At 67.8% G+C, this 23,658-nt stretch carries 17 protein-coding genes; 10 read left to right on the top strand and 7 right to left on the bottom strand.

Going from position 1 to position 23,658, the window contains the following annotated elements:
* Positions 1 to 117: 117 nt before the first annotated feature.
* Together bamA and IPG50_05260 are read right to left on the bottom strand one after the other, a co-directional pair.
* Positions 118 to 2,514 (bottom strand): outer membrane protein assembly factor BamA, encoded by a 2,397-nt coding sequence (gene bamA, locus IPG50_05265; GenBank protein ID MBK6691599.1) that lies wholly within the window; start codon positions 2,512 to 2,514, stop codon positions 118 to 120.
* 700 nt (positions 2,515 to 3,214) lie between these two features.
* A complete protein-coding gene (locus IPG50_05260; GenBank protein ID MBK6691598.1) occupies positions 3,215 to 4,618 on the bottom strand; it encodes a thioredoxin family protein in 1,404 nt (467 codons plus the stop codon).
* Between the two features lie 204 nt (positions 4,619 to 4,822).
* Here IPG50_05260 and IPG50_05255 point away from each other — a divergent pair, with 204 nt between their 5' ends.
* The 3 genes from IPG50_05255 (at position 4,823) to IPG50_05245 (ending at position 8,238) form a co-directional block, all read left to right on the top strand.
* Positions 4,823 to 6,022, top strand: a complete 1,200-nt coding sequence (locus IPG50_05255) for a bifunctional methionine sulfoxide reductase B/A protein (GenBank protein MBK6691597.1) — start codon at positions 4,823 to 4,825, stop codon at positions 6,020 to 6,022.
* A gap of 110 nt (positions 6,023 to 6,132) precedes the next feature.
* The gene (locus tag IPG50_05250) at positions 6,133 to 7,278 is read left to right on the top strand and encodes a hypothetical protein (protein ID MBK6691596.1); all 1,146 of its coding nucleotides are present in this window, start codon (positions 6,133 to 6,135) and stop codon (positions 7,276 to 7,278) included.
* A gap of 57 nt (positions 7,279 to 7,335) precedes the next feature.
* Complete coding sequence (locus IPG50_05245) at positions 7,336 to 8,238, top strand: hypothetical protein (GenBank protein MBK6691595.1); 903 nt, start codon at positions 7,336 to 7,338, stop codon at positions 8,236 to 8,238.
* A gap of 285 nt (positions 8,239 to 8,523) precedes the next feature.
* On the opposite strand, the gene IPG50_05240 is transcribed toward IPG50_05245, so the two are convergent.
* Together IPG50_05240 and IPG50_05235 are read right to left on the bottom strand one after the other, a co-directional pair.
* Positions 8,524 to 9,693, bottom strand: coding sequence for a hypothetical protein (locus tag IPG50_05240; protein ID MBK6691594.1), 1,170 nt, complete (start codon positions 9,691 to 9,693; stop codon positions 8,524 to 8,526).
* The gene (locus IPG50_05235; protein ID MBK6691593.1) at positions 9,690 to 10,964 is read right to left on the bottom strand and encodes a beta-ketoacyl-[acyl-carrier-protein] synthase family protein; all 1,275 of its coding nucleotides are present in this window, start codon (positions 10,962 to 10,964) and stop codon (positions 9,690 to 9,692) included. Before IPG50_05235 ends, IPG50_05240 begins: the two co-directional genes overlap by 4 nt.
* A gap of 263 nt (positions 10,965 to 11,227) precedes the next feature.
* Between IPG50_05235 and IPG50_05230 the strand changes: the two genes are divergently transcribed.
* Together IPG50_05230 and IPG50_05225 are read left to right on the top strand one after the other, a co-directional pair.
* A complete protein-coding gene (locus tag IPG50_05230; protein ID MBK6691592.1) occupies positions 11,228 to 11,488 on the top strand; it encodes an acyl carrier protein in 261 nt (86 codons plus the stop codon).
* Positions 11,489 to 11,545: 57 nt separating this feature from the next.
* On the top strand, positions 11,546 to 11,794 hold the full coding sequence (locus tag IPG50_05225; GenBank protein ID MBK6691591.1) for an acyl carrier protein: 249 nt from the start codon (positions 11,546 to 11,548) through the stop codon (positions 11,792 to 11,794).
* Between the two features lie 28 nt (positions 11,795 to 11,822).
* Here IPG50_05225 and IPG50_05220 read toward each other — a convergent pair whose 3' ends face one another.
* From IPG50_05220 to IPG50_05210, 3 genes are read right to left on the bottom strand one after another with little or no spacing between them, the layout of a single operon-like run.
* A complete protein-coding gene (locus IPG50_05220; protein MBK6691590.1) occupies positions 11,823 to 12,605 on the bottom strand; it encodes a tetratricopeptide repeat protein in 783 nt (260 codons plus the stop codon).
* The gene (locus IPG50_05215) at positions 12,596 to 12,763 is read right to left on the bottom strand and encodes a hypothetical protein (protein MBK6691589.1); all 168 of its coding nucleotides are present in this window, start codon (positions 12,761 to 12,763) and stop codon (positions 12,596 to 12,598) included. The genes IPG50_05220 and IPG50_05215 overlap by 10 nt, the downstream gene beginning before the upstream one ends.
* Positions 12,732 to 14,153, bottom strand: a complete 1,422-nt coding sequence (locus IPG50_05210) for a hypothetical protein (protein ID MBK6691588.1) — start codon at positions 14,151 to 14,153, stop codon at positions 12,732 to 12,734. The genes IPG50_05215 and IPG50_05210 overlap by 32 nt, the downstream gene beginning before the upstream one ends.
* A 99-nt stretch (positions 14,154 to 14,252) precedes the next feature.
* On the opposite strand from IPG50_05210, the gene IPG50_05205 reads away from it, so the two are divergent.
* The 5 genes from IPG50_05205 to IPG50_05185 all read left to right on the top strand — a co-directional run bounded on the left by IPG50_05205 (position 14,253) and on the right by IPG50_05185 (position 23,626).
* Positions 14,253 to 15,506, top strand: a complete 1,254-nt coding sequence (locus tag IPG50_05205; protein ID MBK6691587.1) for a hypothetical protein — start codon at positions 14,253 to 14,255, stop codon at positions 15,504 to 15,506.
* A 101-nt stretch (positions 15,507 to 15,607) separates the two neighbouring features.
* Entirely contained in the window at positions 15,608 to 19,432 is a 3,825-nt protein-coding gene (ileS, locus tag IPG50_05200; protein MBK6691586.1) for an isoleucine--tRNA ligase, read from the top strand.
* A gap of 244 nt (positions 19,433 to 19,676) precedes the next feature.
* Positions 19,677 to 20,987, top strand: a complete 1,311-nt coding sequence (locus IPG50_05195; GenBank protein MBK6691585.1) for a hypothetical protein — start codon at positions 19,677 to 19,679, stop codon at positions 20,985 to 20,987.
* Between the two features lie 92 nt (positions 20,988 to 21,079).
* Positions 21,080 to 22,852, top strand: a complete 1,773-nt coding sequence (locus IPG50_05190) for a hypothetical protein (protein ID MBK6691584.1) — start codon at positions 21,080 to 21,082, stop codon at positions 22,850 to 22,852.
* Between the two features lie 57 nt (positions 22,853 to 22,909).
* A complete protein-coding gene (locus IPG50_05185; GenBank protein MBK6691583.1) occupies positions 22,910 to 23,626 on the top strand; it encodes a hypothetical protein in 717 nt (238 codons plus the stop codon).
* Positions 23,627 to 23,658 lie beyond the last annotated feature (32 nt).

The following is a 23,658-nucleotide window of genomic DNA, read 5'->3' as shown; positions in this document are numbered from 1 at the left end:
GTCCGATCCGCCATGGCCTCCCGCGATCCAGGAACCGTCAGGTCCCTGAAAATGCGGGCATTGTGCACACGTGTGGGCACGCCTCCTGCGCCGTGGCGGCGGCGAGCCCGGGTCGGGCTAGAAGAAGTTGCCGATGGTGAACTCGAAGACGTAGCTCTCTTCGAAGGGGAGCGGCTTCCACGGGAAGCCCCACTCGAAGCGGAGCGGCCCCAAGGGCGAGAACCAGCGAATGCCGAAGCCGGAGCTCGCGCGGACGTTGAGCAGCGCGTCGGCGCCGAAACAGGGCCGGACGACGTTGGGGAACTGCGGCGCCGGCGTCGTCTTGCAGAACTGCTCCTCGGTGTTCCACGCATTGCCGACGTCGGTGAAGACGACGCCGCGGATGCCGACCTTGTCGACGATGGGGAACTCAAGCTCGAGGTTGGAGTAGGCCTGGAGGTTGCCGCCGATGCGGGCGCCGTCGGGGATCGGCTGGGCGTTCGGGTCGAGCGAAGCGTTGAGTGGCAAGCGCGGGCCGACGGTGCGGAGTCGATAGCCGCGCATGTCGAGGATGCCGCCGAGGAAGAAGCGCTGATAGATCGGAACGCCCTCGGGCCTGGGGCTCGTGATGTAGCCAAGCTCGGTGTTGAGCTTGAGGACGAAGCCCGAGCCGGGCTGGCCCGTTCCACCGCCGAGCGGGTAGTAGGCGCCGCCCGTGAACCGGTGACGCAAGAACTCAAGCTCGCTGCCGATGTTCTCGTCGGCCCACTCGCTCGACAACTGGAGGTAGAGGCCGCTCGTGGGGAAGAGTCGGTTGTCGCGCGTGTCGAAGATGAGGGCTGGGCGCAGCGAAACCGTGCGGCCGTCGTTGAAGAGGTTCGCGAGGGGCAAGCGCTGGAACACGTTGCCGAAATTCGACGACGAGCCGAAGAGCGTGTTGCCCGCGGAGGTGGACACGCGGTCGTTCTGCACGGTGCCCGTCATGGACAGGCGCAGCCACGGCTGGACGAGCGCATAACCGTAGGTCAACGAGCCGCCGAGCGACTGCCGCGAGAAGTCCGGAAAGACGTAGACCTGCTGGAAGAGCTCCGTCGAGAACGACCAGTCGGAGTCGAAGAAATAAGGCTCGAAGAAGCGGACGCTGACGATTTGCCGAAGGCTGGAGAACTGCCCCTGGAGCGCCAGCGATTGCCCGTTGCCGAAGAGGTTCGCCTGCTGCACCTGCGCCGTGGCGATGAAGTTCTCGACAGAGCTGAAGCCGGCGCCGACCTGGAACGTGCCCGTGGGGCGCTCGCCGATCTCGAAGTTGATGATGACGCGGTCGTTGGCCGAGCCCTGCTCGGTGGTCACGTCGACGCGCTCGAAGTAGCCGAGCGCCGTCACGCGACGCTTCGAGTCTTCGACCTTGGTCTCGGAGTAGAGATCGCCCTCGGCGATCTCCATCTCGCGGCGAATGACCTTGTCGCGGGTCTTGGTGTTGCCCTTCACTTGGATGCGCTCGACGCGCGTGAGGGGGCCTCGGCGGATGGGAATGACGATGTCGACCTCGCGCTTCTGCGCGTCGACGTTGGTCTCTGGATCGGCCTCAACGAAGTAGTAACCGGCGTCGCGGTAGAGCGTGCGAACGGCCTGCAGATCCTTCACGACGCCGGCGCGGTTGAACCAATCGCCGGTCTTGGCCTTGACCATCTGGCGCAGGGCGCGACGGCCGCCGAGAGGCTCGATTTCCCTGCCGTCCTCGTCGCGCTCGTAGACGCGCAGTTGGCGGATCTTGAAGCGCGGTCCCTCGTTGATGACGAGCGTGATCTCGATGCCCTCGCGGTCCGGCGAGAGCATCACGCGCGGCGTCGCCACCTGCACGCTCATGTAGCCCTTGTCGTAGTAGAGCGCCGAGAGCATGAGCACGTCGCGCTCGAAGACGTCCTGTCGGTAGGGCCCGCCGGAGCCGAAGGCGAAGAAGCCGCCCTGACCCGTCTGCATGACCTCACGCAAGTCGGCGTCGGGGACGTTCTCGTTGCCGATGAAGGTGACGCGCCGGACCGTGACCGGCTGGTGTTCCTTCACCTTGAAGCGAACGATGACCTCGTTGTCGCGCTGCGGCTCGACGGTGTACTCGACCTCCGCGAGGAAGTAGCCCTTCTCTGCGTAGGCATCCTTGACCTTCTGCACGCTCCGCCGCACCGCCGGGACGCTCAGGATGGTGTTGGTCTTGACCTCGATGGCCTCGGTGAGCTTGTCGGCCTCGATCTCGTCGTTGCCTTCGAACTCGATGCCCTTGATGTTGGGGCGCTCGCGCACGACGAAGCGGAGGCGAACGCCGCTCGCTTGCCGTGTCAGGTCGACCTCGATGTCGTCGAAGAAGCCGGCGTCCCAGAGGGCCCGCACGTCGACCGAGAGCGCCTCCATCTTGAAGGGCTGACCGACCTTGAGCTTCAAGTAGGAGATGACGTCTTCGCGTGCGACTCGGCGGTTGCCGCTCACCTCGATGGCCGCGATGGGGTCGCCGTCGGCCTTCTCCGCTTCCGTGGCGGGGATGCGTACCGTCGGGCCCGTCGCCGCGGCGACCTCCGGCTCCACGCTGGCGGCATCGGACCCTCCGTCCGTTGCGCCTGCGGTCCTCACGTCGGCCTTCGGCGCGCCGGCGTCGAGGCGCGCCGCCGGGCGCACGCCCGCGTCGGTCGTCTGGGCGAGGGCCGTCCGCGGCGCGAAGGCGAGGAGAGCGGCGAAAGCCGCGAGGACGAGCACGCGGAGCGCGGCGGTCCGTCGGCCCCATGCACGACCGCGGCCTGGCCCCTGCTCGCGGAGGGCGCGCGCACGGGGCGCGTGGCGACGGAGGGAAGGGAAGGGCATCGGTTGAGGAGGAAGGGCGCGGGCGCCGGAGCGGGCTCGGGCGAGAGCGTGTTCGGGGGGCCCCGAGTTCTGTCGGAAGACGCCCATGCCCTCGGAGGCGCCCTCGCTCGTACCCCAGCCCACGGGCCGCGGTCAACCGCCGATTGCGCTTGAATTTTCAGTATCTTCGTTGACGCCGACGCTCTTCCACCCTTGCCCGCGCAGCGGTCCGTTTCGCGGTGCCGATCGGCCTCCGCTAGGGCACCGTTTCCGTTGAACTGAACGGTCGGTCGAAAACCAAACCGTCATGGGAACGTTCAGATCCCTGGCGATCGAGGGTTGTTCTCCGGCCCTTTGCCCCGCATTGGGCCGCCGAACAACCCGTCGTCCCAAGTGAAACTCAGCACTAAGGCAGCGCCTTGCGACGCGCTTCGATGGATTCGACGAGTTTCCGGTAGCTGTCGCGCAACGAGAGCCGCTTGGCGTCGGCCAGCGCGTCGTCGAGGCTCGCGCGCTCGGCGGTTCGGTCTCCGCGTTTCTTGCTGATGTCGGCCTTCAGGATGAACAGCCGAAGGCGTCGCGGGCCGTAGGCGCGCTCGAGTGCGCGCTCGGCGGCCTTCGTGGCGTCGTCGAGGCGACCGAGCTCAAGGAGCGCACGAGCCCTTCGCGCGCTCGGGTTGTAGTCGTCGGGAAAGTCGCGCTCCGACGCCTCCAGCATCGGAAGGGCGCGCGCCGGCTCGCCCAGCTCGATGTACGCGCCCAGCCGATGGGCGTCGAAGACGACGCGCTCGGCCGCGGTCTTCGCCTTGCCCGCCGCGCCCTCGAGCATGAGGGCCCACTCCCGGGCCGCGGCCTTCGCGCCCTCCGCGTCGCCGGTTTCGCGCAGCGTGCTGACGAGTGCCTCGAAGGCGCTCGATCGGTCGTCGGCGAGCACCGCCGACGATGTCCCGCCGGAAAGGAGACGAAGCTCCCGGATGAAGGGTGCTGCCGCGGCGTGCGCGGCGGCCCCCGACTTATCCTTCCCCGCCGTCGCCTCGACGGAGCAGTGAGCGCCGGTGATCGCGAGGTCCACGCGGTAGGTCCCTTCGGGCAGCGATGGCCCCACTTGCGCAGCCACCGCCGCGCAATCGGCGAATCGCTTTTGCGCATCGAGCAGCGTGACGAAGGCGTCGGCCACCGGTCCACGGGCTTCACCGGTCGCTGCCGCGAGCGCTCGCTTGTAGGCGTCCAGCGCTTCGCCCTCACGCCCGCTCCGAGCCGCGAGCTCGGCGGCTTCGAGGTCGGCTTGACTCCCGGGATTGCGCAGCCGCTCCTCCACCATGGAGAGAGAGCCGACGAGCTCTTTGGCCGTCAACGCGCCGCGCCACGTCCAAGCCTCCGTTTCGCGCGCAGGCTCCACGATCGTGAGCGTGGGCAGCGCAGTGATTCGGAGCCGCTCGACGAGCGCTGCGTTCTCAGGTCGCTCCGAGTCGATGGAGAGCCACACGAAGCGAGCTGCGTGCGGCGCGAGCGACGGATCGGTGAGGACGTATTGCTTGAGGCTGAGGCACGTGTGACACCACGGCGCCCACACGTCGACGAAGATGGCTCGGCCGGTGCGTCGCGCTTCGCGAAGGGCGCGCGGGTAATCATCTTCGATGAAGGGCAGCGCGACCGCGGAGGCGCGGGAAGCGGGAGCCATTGGAGCCGAGGATGACGGCGCTTGCTGCGGTGCCGGCGCCGGCGTCGACCGCCCGCAGCCGCTCGCGGCCAACGCGAACGCGAACACCGCCGGCCCCCCGAGCATGCGCTGCGTGATGGAGCGAGCCATGGCTGAATCATTCACAATTTTGCGAGTGAACGCCATGGGTTAGGCGGGCGTGCCGAATGCCCGTAACCGTGGGGGTCGCGCCGCGTATCGACTCCGATCCGACCGTGCCGCCGGCACGTAACAGCACGAAGGCTTGCCTCGGGGCAGGGCCGGGACCACTGTCCTGGTTCGTCTCGCAAGGCCACGTGCCCCTGAGGCTGACACATGCTGAATCCTACGCGTTCGTGCCTCGCAGTTCTCATCACCGTCCTGTTCGCCGTGGTCTTGGGCTGCTCGCGTCGGGCCGGCTCCGACGTGGCGGCCACCGCGGCGCCGGGCGCTGCCGTGCGGGCCGATGACCGAGCTCAAGGAGCGATCATGGAAAACCGCATCTACACCAAGCCACCCGTCAGCGAGCTCAAGCAGAAGCTCTCGCCGCTCCAATACAAGGTCACGCAGGAGGACGCGACCGAGCCTCCCTTCCGCAACGAGTTCTGGGACAACCACGCAGAGGGCCTCTACGTCGACGTCGCCACGGGCGAGCCGCTCTTCAGTTCCCTCGACAAGTTTGAGTCCGGCACCGGCTGGCCCAGCTTCACCAAGCCCGTCGAGGAGACGCGCGTCGTTTCCAAGACCGATCGCGCGCACGGCATGGTCCGCGTCGAGGTTCGGTCAAAGGCTGGCGACTCGCACCTCGGGCACGTCTTTGAAGATGGCCCCGCGCCGACGGGCTTGCGCTACTGCATCAACTCCGCGTCGCTCCGCTTCGTTCCCACCGAGAAGCTCGAAGCTGAAGGTTACGGGGCCTACCGCGCACTCTTCACCAAGGGCGCCACGACGCCGGCCGCAAAGACAGACAACGCCTGTGCACCGGGCTCCGCCAAGGGCGGCGCCCCCGCCGCGGAGGGAAGCGCCACCAAGGCGAGCTGCAACGCCACGGTCGAAGAGGCGGTGCTCGCTGGCGGTTGCTTCTGGGGAATGGAGGAGCTCCTTCGAAAGATCCCGGGCGTCATCGACACGGAGGTCGGGTACGCGGGCGGCACGAGCGCGCGCCCCACCTACGAGCACGTAAAGACCGGCGCCACGGGCCACGCGGAGTCGGTGCGAATCCTCTTTGACCCCACGAAGCTGAGCTACGCGGACCTCCTCGAGAAGTGGTTCTTCAAGATGCACGACCCGACGACCGAGAACCGTCAAGGCAACGACGTGGGCACGCAGTACCGATCGGCGATCTTCTTCACGTCGCCGGCGCAAAAGGCGACCGCCGAGGCCGTCAAGGCGAAGGTGAACGCGTCGGGCAAGTGGAAGCGCCCCATCGTCACCGAGGTCGTCGCGGCGGGCCCCTTCACCAAAGCCGAGGACTACCACCAGGACTACTTGGAGAAGCACCCTGGCGGGTACAGCTGCCACTTCATGCGGGATTGACGTCAGGCGCGCGGCGTCGTCGCGGCGTATGGCACGGTCCCCTGTCGGGACCGCGTTCGTAGGCCCAGGCGGTCCTGCGACAAGAGCGTCGCAGGCGGCTCCTCCCCTCGATGGGAACCGTTCGCGCCCGGCGCTCACCGCTGTCGTCCCGTCTCGCGGAGGCGGCCTTGCCGCTGCTGCTCGCGGCGTTCTTGGGAGGCATTACCGTCAGCGTGCTCGGGGCTAGGGTCTCTGGGCCTCCGATATTCGGATGGCTCATTCGGGGGTTCTTCGGGCTTGTCGTCGGGGGCATTGCCATCTGGCTCTTCGGTATTGGCTTCCAGGCGATACGCGGGGCAGCGCCCGCGAGCGCGGCGCATGTCCCCGAAGCGCTCGGCGTCATCTGCCCCGCCTGCGGCAACGGTGCAGGTGACGCGGCCTGGTGCCCCCGATGCGAGTTCCCGTTGAAGAGCGCGGTGCCGGCGTGGAGCGCCGAAGCGCGGAGCTGGCTTGGCAACTTGCTGATTCTCTCTCTGGGTGCCGGCTTGCTTTGCCTCGGCATCTTCCTTGGGGTTGGCCCGTTCCTCGAAGGCGAGCGACGGATTTGGGTTGGCCTCGCGTATGTGGCGCTGGCCCTGCTTGTTGCGAGCGTGGGCGTTCTGATGCTCTATGGAGGGGCGGTGGTGGCCGCCGAGGATCTCTTGCGGCTATCCCGTTGGTCCTGTCGGCTGGACCTTCGGGCAGAAGGAGCCGCGTTCAGCGCCACCGCGAGCGCGACCTTCGTCAAGGACGACCTCGTCCATGCACAGGGGAGTTCGACCGTCCTGTTGTCGCTCGCCGCGCGCCCCGTTGAAGAGGCACTCACCTCGACGGGACCGCGCGCGGACGCATTCTGTCGCGCCGTTGCACTCCTTTGCGAACGGGGCCACGTCGCGCTGTGGTGGGAGCGGCACGCGAGCTGGAGCGTCGGCACTCCCTCGCGCCTGACGCTCGGATCGAGACCCGCGCCGGGTGCTATGAGGTCGCGCACCGAACGCTCCGAGCAACTCATGATGCAGCTCGTCGTCAGAACCGTTGATCGAGGCACGCAACCGCTCGTCGAGCTCCTCTCGCCTCTCCTTGCGGGCGGAGCCACGCCTGTTGCTGCCGCCTGGAGGCTCTGTCGCGAGACCACGGATTTCGATGACCTTCGCGGAGGCGTTGGCGATTGGCGGGACGTGCCTGAGGCCGTTGTTGTGGCGGTCGCCAGCGTGATTGCGAGGCGAGACCGGTCCTGAGTTCCTTTTTTGCCTCGTCGCAGCAACTTGGCTCGCGTCGCCGCCGATGTAACGTTCATGACGCTTCCCCGTCAGGTCGTCGCTGGTCGGACGTACCTCACCAGTCGCCGCTGCACGCAGCGGCAGCACCTGTTGCGTCCCGATGCGCGCGTCGAGCAGATCTACCTCTACTGCCTCGCGGAGGCGTGCGAGCGCTACAAGATCACGCTGCATGGCTTCATCGCGATGAGCAACCACCAGCACCTGCTCGTCCGCGACAACCTCGGGAACTACCCCGAGTTCTTCGCCCACTTCCATAAGATGATCGCCAAGGCTCTCAACGCGCATTGGGGTCGCTGGGAAAACCTCTGGGCCACCGAGCAGCCCAACGCCGTTTACCTTGTTGAAGCCCAAGACCGCTTCGACAAGCTCATCTACGTTCTCTGCAACCCCGTCGCTGACAACCTCGTCGAGCGAGTCGCGGAGTGGCCTGGTGCGTCGTCGTTCGGCCAACATCTTCGCGGCACGACGAGGACCATCAAGCGCCCACGCGCCTTCTTCCGGGAAGACGGCCCGATGCCGAAAGAGGTGACCCTTCGCATCGAGCCCGTGGACGGCTTCGAGCACCTCGCGGCCAAGGAATGGGCCGACAAGATCGCCGCTGCGGTCCGTGCGGAAGAGGACGCGGCGAAAGCGCGGCGCGCGAAGACGGGGCGACGCGTGCTTGGACGCAAGGCCGTGCTCGGCACGGCGCCGACGAGCAGGCCGCGTACCGTCGAGCCTCGCCGCAAGCTCCGGCCCCATGTGGCCTGTCGCAACAAAGAGCGGCGGCGCCAAGAGCTCTCGGCGCTCCGCGGCTTCCGAAAGGCCTACCGCGACGCACGACTCCGATGGATCGCGGGTGAGAGCACCGTGTTCCCAGAGGGCACCTATCGCTTCGCTGCCTTGGGCGTGCGCTGCCAACCCGCCGCGCAAACGTAGACCTGGGTCACCGCACCAGCACCGGCCGCGCCGATCTCCGACGGCGCCCACGCGCTGCTCGCCGCTCGCGAGCGCGCGCGATGGCACCACTCTGGCTGGAGGGCCACGCGCCCCGTGGCTCTCGAAGGTCGCACGAGCGTCGCGGCTAGCGTCCAGCAGTTCTGTGGGGCTCCTTGGGCCGAGATCGCGGACTTCGACGACGCACCACCTCATCGTCGGTGCCGCTCGCGCAGCGGCACGGCAGCCTCGCGGAAATCAACCCAGGTCCGGCCGGTGCGCACGACGCTACGACCCAGGACGCCTCAAGACGACGGCGCTCGCGTTGCCGTAGTAACCCAGCGACGTCACGAGGACGACCTTCGGCGCCAGGGCTCGCGGACTCGCTTCCGCGAGCGTCGGAAAAGGCGGAGCGCCCGCGAACCACGCCGTAGCAGCGGCCATGCCCATCGTGCCGCCGGCGCCGAGCGTTTCGCCGAGCACGTGTTTCGGTGTCGCGATGCAAACGTCTGCGCCGAGCGCCTGCTCGATGCCTCTCTTCTCCGCGGCGTCGAACTCAGGCAGGCCCGCGAGACCGCTCGCCACCACGTCGACGTCGCCGGGGCCGATGCCGGCGTCGGCGAGCGCGGCCTCGATGGCCTTCGTCATGGCCTCGGGCGAAGCGAAGAGGAGCGCCTCTCCCGTCGACGGTCCCACGAACGCAGTTCCGAAGCCGGTCACAACACCCAGGATCCTCGCGCCGCGCGCCGCGGCCAGAGCCATCGGTTCGGTCACGAGGTACGCGGCGCCTTCTCCGAGGCACGCGCCCTGCGCCAACGCGCCGAGCTGCATGAACGCGACGAACAGCGCTTCGCTCATGGCTTCACCCCCGCCCACGAGGATCGCGTCGGCGCGCTCGGCGGTGAACTGCATCTCCGCCACCGACACGGCGTCCAGGCCGCCGCAGTTGCCGTCGCAGACGGCGACGTTGAGGGCGCGGAGTTCTTCCCAAATGCTCACATAGCCGCTGGCGCTGTTGGCGACGGTGTTGGGAAACTTGGCCGGGTTGATGTACCGCGCGTCTTCGAGCTGCGCGACGCGGTCGAGCTCCGTGATCGCTTCCAGGCTGCCGTAGGCGTTTGAGGTGACGACGCCGGTGCGTTCCGGAGCGAGCGCCACGAGCGAGCCGTCTTTCTTCAGGCCCGCGTCGTGAAGCGCGAGGCGAGCGCTCACGATGAGGAGCTTCGTCAACCGATCGAGGGTGCGAAGCCCCTTATCTCCGAGGAGCTTCGCAGGGTCGAAGGCGAGTGCCTCGAAGACCGCCGGCGGCTCAGCGTAGGCCTTCGGATCGAAGGACTCGATCACGCGTGGCGGGGCTTCACTCAAGCGAACAGGCGTCCGCATCGCCTGAAAGAACGCGTCGCGGCCCGTACCGACGGTGGCCACGATGCCGAGCCCCGTGATGGCTTGGGGCGTCACGCGGCGCTCCGCGGCGCGGCGCCGGGGCGCGCGCCGGGCGGAGGGAGGAGCCCGGGGCGGGCGAACACGGTGACGGCGTTGTAGCCGCCAAAGGCGAGCGAGTTGTTGAGTACGATGTCCGTCTTTCCGGCGCGCGCCTCATTGGCCACGAGCGCCACGTCGCACTCGGGATCGGGCGTCTCGTAGCCGATGGTCGGCGGGTAGTAGCCGCGCTCCAGGGTCATCACGCAAGACGCCGCCTCGAGCGCGCTGGCGGCACCCATGCAGTGTCCAAGCATCGACTTGATGCTCGAGATCGGAACGAGGCGCTCGCCGAAGACGTCGCGCATGACCTTGGCCTCGGCGGTGTCGTTGGCCTTCGTTCCCGTGCCGTGGGCGTTCACGAAGTCGATGTCGGCTTCTGAGATCCCACTGCGAGAGATGGCCTCGCGCATCGCTCGGACGCTGCCGTCCGCGTTCGGGTGCGGCCTCGTGATGTGGTAGCCGTCGCAGGAGATTCCGTAACCGCCCACCTCCGCCTGGAGAGCGACGCCTCGCTTCGCTGCGTGGGCCTCCGACTCGAGCACCAAGAGCGCCGCACCCTCTCCGAGGATCAGGCCTTGCCGATGGAGGTCGAAGGGCTGGCAGCGCGATTGGGCCATGGCGGCGAGCCGCACGAAGCCGCTGAACTGCAGCTCTTGCAGCAGCTCCGCCGCGCCGGTGACGACGACGTCGGCGCGACCGGCGCGGATGAGATCGGCGGCGAAGCCGATGGCGTAGTTGCCGGCGGCGCATGCCGCGGGCAGCGTGAGCACCATCCCCTCGGCGCCGATGGCGCGGGCCACGTGAATGGGCAGGAGCGTGGAGCCGTATTTCGGAATGAGCGCCCGCCGCACGGCGGCCGGCCCCTTGGTCATCAGCGCATAGTCGAGTTCAGCAAGGAGCGTCGCCTCGCCCATCGTCGTGCCCAGCACGACGGCGGTGCGGCCGCCGCGAAGCGCGCCGGTGGCCAAGGCCGCGTCTTCCAGAGCGAGGCGCGCAGCGGCGAGCGTCATGGCGGAGCATCGGCCCGCTCGGCGCCCCTCGGCGGCGGTCAGAAAGTCGCGCGCGTGGAAGCCTTTCACCTCGCCCGCGTATTCGCGGCCAAGCTCTTTCGGGTCGAAGGACTCGACGCGTGAGATGCCGCTCTTGCCAGCGAGGAGGCCATCGTAGAAGGCCTTTTTCCCCACGCCGATGGAACTGACAACACCGACCCCGGTGATGAAGACCCGCGGGAGGGACGGACTACGCACGGGTCAGCTTATAGGCACGCTGGAACGGGTACGGCAACGATTGCCGCACGAACCGCACGTCGAAGCGCGGCGACTGCGTAAGGTGCTTCGCGCGCGAAGCGTATTACTCGCTCCCGCTCGACAAAATTGCCGATGGAAAGCTCGCCGTCGCCTTGCACGCTGTCCATTCTCGCAGTAAGTCCCCGGCGCTCCACGACGCCTTGGCTCGCGCGCCATCGGCCTGGGGCTTGCTACGAGTGACCCCGACCCGAGCACCCCTGATCATGGCGTTGAACCGAACCGAGCTCCTCGAGTTATTCCGCACGACGGCCACGGAGGTCGTCGAGCGGGAGTTCGGCGAGATCGACGAACGCACGGAGATCACCGACCTCGGGATCGACTCGCTCGGCATGATGGAGATCATCAGCACCCTCGAGCGCACGGCCAAGGTGCACATTCCAAACGAGCAACTCGAGACGATTCGCACCGTGCGAGACCTCATCGAGGTCGTCGAGAAGCGTCAGGTAGCTCCCGGATCGTCGTGACACCGGTCGTGACAGCGGTCGTGACCCCCCCCGTTTTGTGACCAGTAAGGACGAGGCATGTCGAACGCACTGAAGGACGAGCTCCGCAAGTTGACCTGCGAAATCGCTGAGATCGACGAGATCACCGACGACGCGGCGTTCAAGGATTTGGGCATCGATTCCATGATGGGCGTCGAGATCGTCGCGGCCATCGAGCGTCAATACAAGATCAAGATCGACGACACGGAGCTGGCGCAGGTGTCCACGTTGGCCAGCTCGTACGAGCTCGTGAGCGGGAAGATCGATCGCGTTCGCGAGAGCGCCTAAACGCCGCCGATCTCGGGTCCTTGGGCCGTCAGAACCGCAAGAGCGGCGCGCCGAGCTGGCCGAGCTCTCCCTCGCGCGGCTTGGCAGGCTGCGTGGCGACGATGACGACGGCTGTCGCCGCTCCGGCGACGACCACCGCTGCGCCAGTCCAGAACCACCATTTGCTGAAGAGTCCACCACTCGCTGGAGCCGGGCCGGGCTCGCCACTTTGTGGCGCGGGGCCAACCCCGCCAGCAGCCGAGCCGCCCTTCTTTTCGAGCTGCACCTTGATCGTGATGGCGCTACCGCCGGCGAGGGCGCGCTCTTCGGTGAAGGGAACGTGGCCGTCGGCCTCAACCTCGATGCGCGCGGGACCGCTGTTTAGGCGAACGGGCGCCGTGAGCGGCGCGGTGCCGATGGCGGTGCGGCGCACGAGGATGCGCGCACCCGCCGGTGCGACGGCGAAGGTCACGGTGGTCACCTTCGCCTTGAGCTCGGCCACGTGCTCCGCGAGCTTTGGCGTCTTGGACCGAAGCTCCGGCGGCGCGTCTCGCAGGAACGCTTCGAAGGCGTCGAGCGCTTCCGGGTAGCGCTCCAGCGCCTCCAACGCTCGCCCCCGGTTGAAGTGCAACGCCGGGTTCTTCTGCTTCTCGTAAGAAGCGTCGTAGGCGCGGAGGGCGTCGGCGTACTTCAGACCCAAGAAGGCGTCGTCGCCCTGCTTCTTGAGCTGCGCCGCCTCCGTGTCCTTCGCCTGCGCGCGCGCCGGCGCCGCGCTCGTCGCCGCCAAGAGCCCCGCGCACGCGGCCGCGGCCAACGTTGCCCTCAGTCGCATCCGCCGCCCCCGCAATCTCCGCAATACACCTGCGTGCCGCAGCCGTTGTCGTAGTAGCCGCAGTTGCCGTTGCAATCGAGCGTCGGCGTGCAGCCGCACACGTTGGCGGCTCCAGCTCCGCCGCAGCTATCGGGGCTCGCGCAAGTGCCGCAGCTCACGGCCTGGCCGCAATTGTTCCCCACGGTTCCGCAGTTCTTTCCGCTGCACGCGGCGGCGTTGTTGGGCGCAGCCGCACACGTTGGCGGTACCGCCGCCGGCGCAGCTGTTGGGGGTCGTGCAGCTCCCGCAGGTCACCGCGCCGCCGCAGTTGTTCGTGGTGCTCCCGCAGTTGAAGCCCTTGGCTGCGCAGACCGTCGCGTCGCTTTGGGGCACGCACGTGCAAACCGTTGGCATGCCCTGGCATGTCGCGTCGGCGGCGCACGGCGTACACGACGCGGCCGCGCAGCCGTTGTTGCGATCCGTCGGGACACACTTCTGGTTGCCGTTCTTGGTGCCCGCCGGGCACGTGCCCAGCGTGCAGGCGTTGGCGCTGCAAAGGATCGTTCCTCCGCCGCTGTCGGGCGAGCAAGCGGTGCAGCCGCTCAGGCCGCAGCCGTAGCTCGGATCGGTTACGTCGACGCACTTGCCTCCGCAGAGCTTGTAACCCGAAGAGCAAGTAAGGGCGCACTGGCCCCCTTCGCAGCTCGCCGTGCCGTTGGCGGCGTCGCAAGGCTGACAGGCGGCGGCCGAGCAGCCGTGGGCCACGTCGGTAGGAACGCACCCCTCGCCGCACTTCTTGTAGCCGGCCTTGCAAGCGATCAACGTGCAAAGGCCCGTGGCACAGGCGAAGTCTCCGATGTCTAGCCCGGCGCACGGCTCGCAGCCGCCAAGCGTGCACCCGTAGCGAGGGTCGCCGGCGCTGACGCAAGCGCCGCCGCAAACCTTCTCGCTCGTTCCACACGTGAGGCCGGCGTCAGGCGCGGGGCCCGGTGTGACTGGCGCGACCACGGCACCGTCGGGCAAGACCACCGGGGGCGGGGCCTGGCGCCCGGCCAGTGAACCCTCGCTGCACACGTCGCCGACGCAGTCGGCGGGGTCATCGACCTTGGCCGTGCGGCACGTCCCGGCCACGCACGTCGCGGTGCCGTCGCACGCGATGCCCTTGCATTGCCCGCGCACCACGATGGGCAGGTCGAGCTCGCGTTTGGCTACGAAGCGAAGGGTCCGCCTGGCGATGACGCAGCCTTCGTAGTTGGCCGCCGCGCACTCCTCCGCGGGACGGTCGAGTCCGGCGATGACGGTCACGGAGAGCTTCGCATCGGGATCGCCGCTCGGCACCAGGATGAGGGTTCCCACCGTTGCCTCGTCGGCGCCGTCCACGCAACGGGTCGTCCTGGTCTCGGGTCCCTCCGGCTTGCCGGGGCTTGTGGCCCTGATCAGGACGCCCTTCAAGGTGGAGCACGGGATGTCGGCTGTGACCCGGACCGCGACGCTCGTCGGGTCGTCACACCCGCTCGCCGCGGGGAACGCAAAGAGTGCCGCGGCGGCCAGCCAAACGCGGGGTCGCATGCCTCGGAAGCATAGCCGACGGACACCGGGCCGCGACGGAGATTCGCGACGGACGTTCACGGCTTGCGCCGATGCCCCGTCGCCGCTCATTCTTCGGCCGTGCTCGCAGGGACTGTCTTCAACGCCAGGGGCGCCGAGTGGGCGCGGGACAAGGCGCTGGCGAGCTACGGCGCCGTCCTCGGACTGGCCCACGCGCTCATGGCCGTGCATTGGACCCTGACCCGCCATTTCCCGCGCGTGCTGTCGCAGGGCGAGCCCATCTGCTGGCCCTTCTGGGAAGGCTGCGAGCGCGCGCGTGCTCGGCGAGCGCGCCATTTCGGCCATCTTCGGCGCGTATTTTGCCTCGGTGTTGCCGCGGCATGGTTCTTCGTGCGCTCGCTCCGCGCCTCCGACCTCAACGCGTCGAGCAAGGACGCGCGGCGCGCCGGCATCGTTCTGGCGGTGGCGGCAGGCGTCTTTGCGCTGAGTTGGGTGCAGGACTTTCGCTTCCGTCAAAGCCAGCACACGACCCTCGCGTGGCAAACGGCGGTCTTCTTAGCGGTCCCTCGCGCGCGCGCCGTGCTCAAGGGGCTCGTGGTTCTTTCGTATGCGTGGGCGAGCACGTTGAAGTTCCACGTCGAGTGGCTGAGCGGCGCCGCGCTCTACGGGAATTTGTGGATGCCACAGGCGCTCGTGCCCGCCGCTTGCGCCTACGTGGTGTTCCTGGAGCTTTGCGTGTCCTGGGCGCTCTTGTCGAAACGCCGCTGGCTGTTCTGGGCGGCCTTCGCGCAGTTTGCCGCGTTGCACGTCATGTCCTTCGCCGTCATCGAGTACTCGTACCCGCTGCTCATGCTTGGGGTTCTTTGGCTGTTCGTCGCCGACCGCCGCTGGCCCGAGCCGCCGGGACCGCGGAGCAAACGCACCAGAGCCGCCGTATGGGGCACGTTCTCGGCGTGTCAGTTGGTGCCCTACGCGTTTCCTGGAGATGTCGCGCTCACGGGCGAAGGTCGACTCGTCGCTCAGCACATGTTCGATGCCCACGCGGTCTGCGAGCGGCGCGTCACGGTGCATCGGACGACCGGGGTGACACGTTTTCCGATCCCGTCGCCCGATCTTCAGCCGCGCATCGTGTGTGATCCGTTGCTCCTCATGACGCAGGTGAAGCACCTTTGCGAACAGCTCAAGCGTGATCCCGAATTTCGCGATCTCGACGCGTTCTTGGCTTCGCGCCGAAAGACCAGCACGAAGATGACCACCGTCGTCGACGCCAAGGGCGTGTGCTCGACGCCGCTCACGTACGATGTGTTTCGGCACAATCCGTGGATCCTGCCGGAGCGCGACGAGGTCATCGGGCGCGTTCGCGTCGGTCCCTAGAACGACGCGGCGAACCACAGCTCCGCATCGCGGGCGGCGCGACCCAGCGTGGCGCGACGCGCGTTCCATTGCGAGGGCCGTTGCACTACTCTCCGCGCCCCATGGCGAGTAGCCCGCGCTTCGAGAAGGTCCTTCAAGAGCTCGATTTTCCAGCCGAGGAGAAGAAGATTCTCTCGCTCTGGAAGGAGCAGCGCATCTTCGAGCAATCGCTCGGGAAGACCTCGCCGGCCGGCTCCTTCGTCTTCTACGAAGGGCCGCCGACGGCCAACGGCATTCCGCACAACGGTCACGTTCTGACGCGCGTCATCAAGGACCTCTTCCCGCGCTACAAGACGATGCAGGGCCATCGCGTGGGCCGCAAAGCCGGTTGGGACACGCACGGACTGCCCGTCGAGGTCGAGGTCGAGAAGGAGCTGCGCATCCACGGCAAGGCGGCCATCGAAGAGTACGGCGTCGAGCCCTTCGTGAAGCGCTGCATCGACTCGGTCTTTCGCTACACCGAGGAGTGGGAGCGGCTAACGGAGCGCATCGGCTTCTGGGTCGATCTAAAGGACGCGTACGTCACCTTCCACAAAGGGTACGTCGAGAGCGTTTGGTGGGCTCTCGCCGAGCTCTTCAAGAAGGGGCTCCTCTACCAAGGCCACAAGGTCGTCTGGTGGTGGGCGCAAGGCGGAACGCCGCTTTCGTCGGCGGAGGTTGGCCTCGGCTACAAGTCCGTCGACGACCCGAGCGCCTACGTCGCGTTTCCGCTTCGCGACTCCGAGCGGCCCGACCTTGGCGACGCGTCGCTCCTCGTGTGGACGACGACGCCTTGGACCTTGCCTTCGAACTCTTACGCGGCTGTCCATCCAGCGCATCGCTACGTGGTCGTTGTCGTTGGTGAAGCCGTCACCGACAAGAACGCCGACAAGAAGGACAAGAAAGACGCGACGAAGGACGGCGCCGACAAGGTTCACGCTTTCGCGGGCCGTCGCTTCGTCGTCGCGAAGGACTTGGTCGGCGCGCTCGAGGGCAAGCTCAAGGCGAAGCTCGAGGTCGTGGCCGAATTCGCCGGCAAGGACCTCGTGGGCGAGCGCTACGCGCCGCCCTTCGATCTCTATGGCGCGACACTTCCCGAAGGGGTGCCTTACTTCAAGGTCATCGCCGCCGACTTCGTGACGCTCGATACGGGCACGGGCATCGTTCACATTGCGCCGGCCTTCGGCGAAGACGACCACAACGCGCACAAGAAGATCATGGCGTCGTTGCCTGGCGGCGGCGAAGGCGTTCCGCTCTTGTGCGCCGTCGGCGCCGACGGCGCGTTCCTCCCGGAGATGGGAAAGTACGCCGGTCGCTGGGTGAAAGATTGCGACAAAGACCTCCAAGACGAGCTCCGTGAGCGAGGTCTTCTGGTCTTCGCCGAGCTCTATCGCCACGACTATCCCTTTTGCTGGCGCGCCGACTCCGATCCGCTCATCCAATTCGCCCGGCCCGCTTGGTACATCCGCACGACGTCCGTGAAAGATCGCGCGCTCGAGAACAGCGGGGCGATTCATTGGTTGCCGGATCACATCAAGGAGGGGCGCTTCGGCGACTTCTTGCGCAACAACGTCGACTGGGCGCTCTCTCGTGAGCGGTATTGGGGCACGCCGCTCAACATCTGGATCAACGACGTCACCGGCAACATGGAGGCGCCGGCCTCCATGGCGGAGATCTTGGCCAAGAACCCCAACGCCTTCGATCACTTCCATGAGGCCAAGAAGAAGGACCCCTCCCTCTCCGAGCACCTCGTCGTTCACAAGCCGTGGATCGACCAGGTCACCTGGCAGAACGCGGGCGAGGAGGGGACCTATAGGCGCGTCCCCGAGGTCATCGATTGCTGGTTTGACTCGGGGGCGATGCCCTTCGCGCAGTGGGGGTTCCCCCACGCCGAAGGCTCCGTGGAGAAGTTTCGCGAGAGCTTCCCCGCCGACTTCATTAGCGAGGCCATCGATCAGACGCGCGGCTGGTTCTACACGCTGCTCATGATCTCGACGTTGGTCTTCGACGCCGATTGTCAGAAGCGCTTCGGTCTCGAGCCGGCGCGTCCGTATCCCCACCCGTTCAAGTCGTGCATCGTCCTCGGGCACGTCTGCGACAAGGAAGGGAAGAAGGAGTCGAAGTCCAAGGGCAACTACACGCCGCCGGACGTGATCCTCGATCGCGTGCGCATGGAGTTTGGCGTCTTGGACGGCAAGGACGTGGGCGTCGAGGTGAAGCCAGGCACGTGCTTCATCGCGCGCGAAGATCTCGAAGGCCTCGACATGCAAGAAGGTGCGCGTGTCCGCGTCTACGGTGAGCGAGAAGGCGAGAGCGTCGAGGTCACGATCCACGCCGGCAAGAAGATGCGGCGTCGCGTCGTGGCCCTCGCATCGGAGGACCAGACGCGCCTCGGCGTTCGGCGCACGACGAAGCCCGACGTGGCGCCCGTCGAGGTGCCTCGGCTTCCCCTGGGCGAACGAGCCTGGGTCGAGGACCCGTCGGCGTCGGCCCCCGGCGCCGACGCGTTTCGTTGGTTCTTCTATGCGCAGAGTCCCCCGTGGACCAACACCCGGCACTCGCTCTCGAACGTGCGCGCGCTCCAGAAAGAGACGCTCATCAAGCTGCGCAACGTCTATTCGTTCTTCGTCATCTACGCGAACATCGACGACTTCGATCCGCTCGCTCCGGCTGGAGCGTCGGGCGTCGCGTCGCTTGACGTCCGGAAGAACGAACTCGATCGCTGGATCCGCGATCTCCTTCAAGAGACGACCTTTCACGTTGGCGAGAAACTCGACGCCCTCGATGTCTTCGGCGCCACCCGGCACATCACCGAGTTCGTCGATGCCCTGTCGAATTGGTACGTCCGGCGAAGTCGCGAGCGTTTCTGGCGCGCCGGCTGGGACGACGACAAGCGCGCCGCGTTTGCCACGCTCTACGAGTCGCTGGTCACGACGGCGCGGCTCATGGCCCCGTTTACGCCCTTCGCCGCCGACGCGATGTACCAAAACCTCGTCGTCGGGCCGGCAGCGCGCGCCGGCTCCAAAGCGCCGACCAGCGTTCACCTCACCGACTTCCCACAAGCCACACGGCTCGAGAGCCGTGAGCTCATCACCCTGATGGGGTGCGTGCGGGACATCGTGAGCTTGGGCCTCCAAGCGCGCACCCACGGCAAGCTGAAGGTGCGGCAACCGCTGCGTGCAGCCCACGTCGTCGTCCCCGGGGCCGTGGACCGCCAGAAGCTCGCTCACTTCGAAGCCGTGATGAGGGAAGAGCTCAACGTCCTCTCGCTCCATTTCGTGGACGAGAAGAAAGAGGCTGAGCTGGTGGACTACGTCCTCAAGCCCAACTTCCGCACCCTTGGCGAGCGAGGCCTCGGCAAGGAGGCCCAGATCCTCAAGAAGGAAATGGCCGCCTGGTCGGCGGACCTGTCACGTACCGTGTGGCACCTCGCCGCGCGCCGCGGCACGGTGCCGCTCGGCGACATGGCCGCTCGGCAAAGCGATGCGGCGCTCGCCCCCTTCGCGAAGCCGGGCCTCGAAGGGTACGCCGAGTTCCGTGCCGAGGACGTCCTCGCCGAGTGTCGGCCGAAGGCCGGGTTCGCCGCCGCCGATGGGCGCATGGGCACGGGGCAACACGTTGCCGTCGTCCTCGAGACGGCCCTCGACGAGGAGCTCTTGGACCTTGGCTTCGTTCGCGAACTGCAGAGTCGCGTCCAAACGGCGCGGAAAGATGCAGGCCTCGATTTTGCGGACCGCATCCGGCTCGTGCTCCGCGGCGGCGCTCGACTCGAACGTATCCTCGCGAAACACAAAGACGAGCTCGCGCGCGAGGTCCTCGCGACGGAGGTGTCGTTTGGCGGCGTAGCCGAAGCGAACGCGGCGGACGTCGAGGGAGAGCCGGTCGGCGTAGAGTTGCAGCGCGTGTGACTTGCTACGACGCCGAGCCTCGGGGGATCGCGAAGGATCGCGAAGCGCGTCGTGGACGCCCGACGATTGTCGTGGCACGAGGGCGGACTCCCTATCATGTTTTGGAGATCGGTCTGGCCAGTCCACACACGGACCCCTCGATCGCGATTCACAACATCGTCGGCGAACGTAAGGGCTTGCTTCTGATATGGTGACCAAACGTCTCGAGCGAGCGGGCCGATTTTTTCGGGGGTGAACTGTGCCGGTGGGCAAGAGGAGCGAAGCACGGACCACACGAGCCCCTGAGGCTCGGAGCCTGGACGCAGCGAAGCGTCCGCCGCTGGCGCGCGCCGAGTTCGTCGACAAGACGACTCGCGAGCGCATGCTCGAAGAGCTCGACGCCGCCATGAAGCGCAAGGGCGCGTCGGAGACGAAGCTCGCGGGAGCCCTGCGAGCGCTCGCGCCGTTGAGCCCGCAGCTGCGAGGCGCCGTCGTCGAGACCGCCTCCACGCTCGTCAAGCGCAAGAGCTTCTCGAGGGAGCTCTACGCCGTCACCATCCGCACGTTGGCGGAGCAGGGCGACGCGGCGGCGGCGGGCCTCTTGCGCGACGCCTTGGGCGCCGACGACGCCGGCGGCATCGCCACCTTGAGCGCCGCGGGCTTCTGCAAAGACAAGACGCTCGCGGGGCTTCTCTCCAAGCTCGCGTCGAACCGCCAATCGTACCTTTCGTTCGCCGCAGAGACGGCGCGCGTCGTCCGAGGCGAGTCGAGCGGGGCGCACCTCCTCGCGGTGGCGCCCATGATCAAGGAAGCGCACCGCATCTCGCTCTGCACCGACGTGTTCGTGCCGCTTCTGCGGCACGCACCCGTCGCCAGGTCTATCGCGCCGGCGCTGGCGATCCTCAGGGGCGCCGAGCGCCACCTTGGCCGTTGGCTCGTTCTCGCCGAGGTCGCCGTGCGCGCCGGCGAGCAGGAGCCGCTGGCTGCGGCGCGCGATTCGGCCGACGACGGCGCATCAAGCTCGCGCTCCGCGTGGGCGCTCGTCGCGTGGGTCCTCGAATCGGCGGCCCGTCAGGTCGACGGGAGCGGGCAGAAGGCCAGCACCGATACGCGACCCACCGTAGAGCTCGTCGCACGTCTCTCCGATCGCCCCAGCGCCGATCGCGACACGACCTTTCTGTTCCGCATGGCGGCCGATCACGTCCCGTCGGCCAAGGCCATGCTCGAGAGCTTCGTTCGAACGCAGCCGCTCGAGACCGAGGTCGCCGTCCGTGCCGCGCGGCATCTTGTCTCGGGATACGGCCGCGACGACCTTCGCGCGGCGCTAACCACCGCCGCCCGGAGCGCCAAGCGCGAAGAGGTTCGTGGCGTCGCGACAGCGGCCATCTGGGATCTCGGTCTCCGCGACGAGGCTCGCGATGCCGCCAGCGAATTGGTGACCTCTCGGCTCATCTCGAGCGTCGCGTGGGCCGGCCTTATTCGCGCCGCCGACGCCAAGAGTCGCGGTGACGAGAACGCTCCGCCGGTCCTTACGGAGCAAAACATCCGTTGGGTGCAGTGGGGTTGGCTCGAGTGATCACGATCCTCGGTGCACCGCACCGAGGCGGTTCGCACGGGAGCCGGCGCGGCCTGCGCCGATCGATCGACGCCTTCGTTCTCGCAGCGGGCGTGGCCCTCGCTTCGCCCCTTGCGCGGGCCGGCGACGACGACGCGACCTTCACCCTCGTCGCGGATCGCGACGACGACGACCTCGACGGCCTCGCCGACTCGGAGTCGCCACGTGTCGTGGGACACGCCGCCGCGTCGCTCCGCTTGCTTGACGCTCGTTTTGAGGGCGCGACGTTCACGCCGTCCGACAAGAAGGTCGCCGACATGCTTCGGCTCGTCGTCGACGGCGTCGCGCAGCCGTGGGGGCGCGCCGCGAACGGCAAGGTCGCGCTCCAAGGTCGGCGCGCCGGGCAGGGGAGCCTCATCGTCCGCCTTAGAGACGGCCGCGAGGAGCGCGTGCCCGTCGTCGTCTACGGTCTTTCCTTTCGCGGTGCTGATGGCAAGGAGGTCGATCCCGTCAAGGGGCGTGCGTCGCTCCAGCGGACGCCGCCGGAGCTCGCTCCCGCCCCGCGGGCGACCTACGCTGATCCGGACGCGCTGCGCGTGGAGCTCCGCGTTCCAGCGGGCCGCGAAGCGCCAACGCTCGGTGTGGAGGCCTTCTCGGCGACCAACGTCGGCCTCGACGCGGTGCCGCGACTCAAGGTGGACGAAGTGCCTTGCGGCGGCGAGCAGCGTTGCTTCGTCTCGGCGCCCCTTCGGTTCGTCGTCGATGACATCGATCGCTCGCACCCCGTCGCTGTTGACCGGAGCCTGCGCGGTGAGGTCGGCGGCGCCGTCGTGGTGCGCATCGCTGACAAGGTTCACCAGTCGTTGCGGGTCGAGGGGCCGCGGCTCGGAAAGGATTCGGCGCTGCCTCGGACGAAGGCCAACGTTCGAGCCCTCGTGCTTCGCGTCTCGCCGGGTGGGGCACCGGCCATCGGCGGCAACGACGCGGGCGCCGTCGCGCTCATGCGCTCCGAGCTCGCGCTTGCTTCGGCCACGTGGGGTCAATGCGGCGTAAGTTTTGGGCGCAGCGATTCGCTCGACATCAAGGTCGTCGACCCGCCGCCCTCGCACCTCGTGGCCTTTGGCAACGACCTGGGGCTCCCGGCCACCGGTGGCGAGCTCGCCTTTCGAATCGACGGACGGGCCGTGTCGCTGCACGTCGCGGCACGCGCGACGCCTGACGTGGTGGCCCGGGAGTTCGCCGCGCTCGCCACGAAGGCCGGCTTCAAGACAACGCTCTCGCCCAACGCGCGCATCGGCCCCGGCGCGTCGGGGAGCGTCGACGTCCTCGTGCGTCGCCGCAGCGGAGTCTTGGCCATCGTCGAGGCGACGAGCTCCACCGAATCTTCGCTCGCGGTGCGCGTCGGACGCGTCGACCTGTCGGACGGCCTCCAGCACTTCGGTGACATGGACTCGATGGCGGGCACGCTTGAAGAGCGAACGTTGCTCAAGGCATTCGACGACGGCGATCCCTCGACCTTGGAGGTCTTCGTCGTTCCCGCCTTCGCGAGCGGCGGGCGCATCGGGGAGTCGTTCATCGCGAGCGACCTTTCGAGCATTCGCAACGTCGTCATCCTCGACCGGGCGGGCCTAAGGGCGCGCCGCAGCAGCCTCACCTTGGCTCACGAGCTGGGGCACGTTCTGCTCAACATGCCGGGGCACCCCGACGACTTCGGCGTCGACACGCCGACGATGCTCATGGACTCGGACGCCGCCGACGCCTCGGCCTTCGGCCCGCGGCGCCTCTCCCTCGACGACTGCGCGCGCGCCATGCGCGAGGCGGGGCCCGGCGCGCGAACGCCGCTCCTCAAGCTCTGGCCCATCGAACCGCTGGGGCCCGGCCGGTAGGGGGGAGCCGCAGGTGGGGCATGGCCGACTGCGCCTGAGCGCGATAGGCTCACGAGGATGTCGGCTGCGGGAATCCTGGGGCAGCTTGTCCGCCCGCTCGCACTTGCTGCCGTCGTCGGCTGCACCGTGCTCACCTCGCTGGACGGAATTTCCGGTAGCGCGCCCGAAGATGGCGGGGCGCCGGAAGACTCGGGGCCGGCGGAGGACTCGGGACCGCCCGACGCAGACCTTGTCGATGCGGCTACACCGCCGGTGGTCGATGCAGGCCTCCCGTCGGAGGCCAGCGATGCCGATACGTCGTCGTGTACGCCCCGCGTGATCACGGTGACCAACGTTACGCCGGACGGCGCCACCGGTTACACGTGTGACGTCGCCAACGCGATCGAGGCAGACGGAAAGCTTGTTGGGTTCGACTACAACATCGGGGCGACGACCGGCATGCTCGCGGGGCAATCCGTCTTTGCCTGCGTCGAGGCTCGCTTCGACGTCGACATTGGCGGCCAGGCGACGATTCGAGCGACGGCGCTCGACAGCGCGTGCGGCGGCGGATGCTCAGGAGGATGCCCCGGGAGTCCACGGCTGAAGGTGTTCGCCGGACCGTCGAGCGATGCGCTCACCTTTCTGGGCCTCATCACCGTCGAGGCGGACGCGGGCATCGCGCCGTACAACGTCTTTCTCCCCGCCGCTCGGTCGCGCGTCGTAGTCCTTTGCAGGGCCAGCACGGGGTCGCAGGTGGACCCCGCCGTCGACTCAGTCAGCGCGGACTGTTACTGAGCGGCGCCGCGCGTCGCAGCAGCCAACTCCAC

The sequence above is a fragment of the Myxococcales bacterium genome, assembly GCA_016703425.1.
Lineage (GTDB): Bacteria > Myxococcota_A > Polyangia > Polyangiales > Polyangiaceae > JADJCA01.
This window is presented reverse-complemented; position numbering and strand designations above follow the sequence as displayed.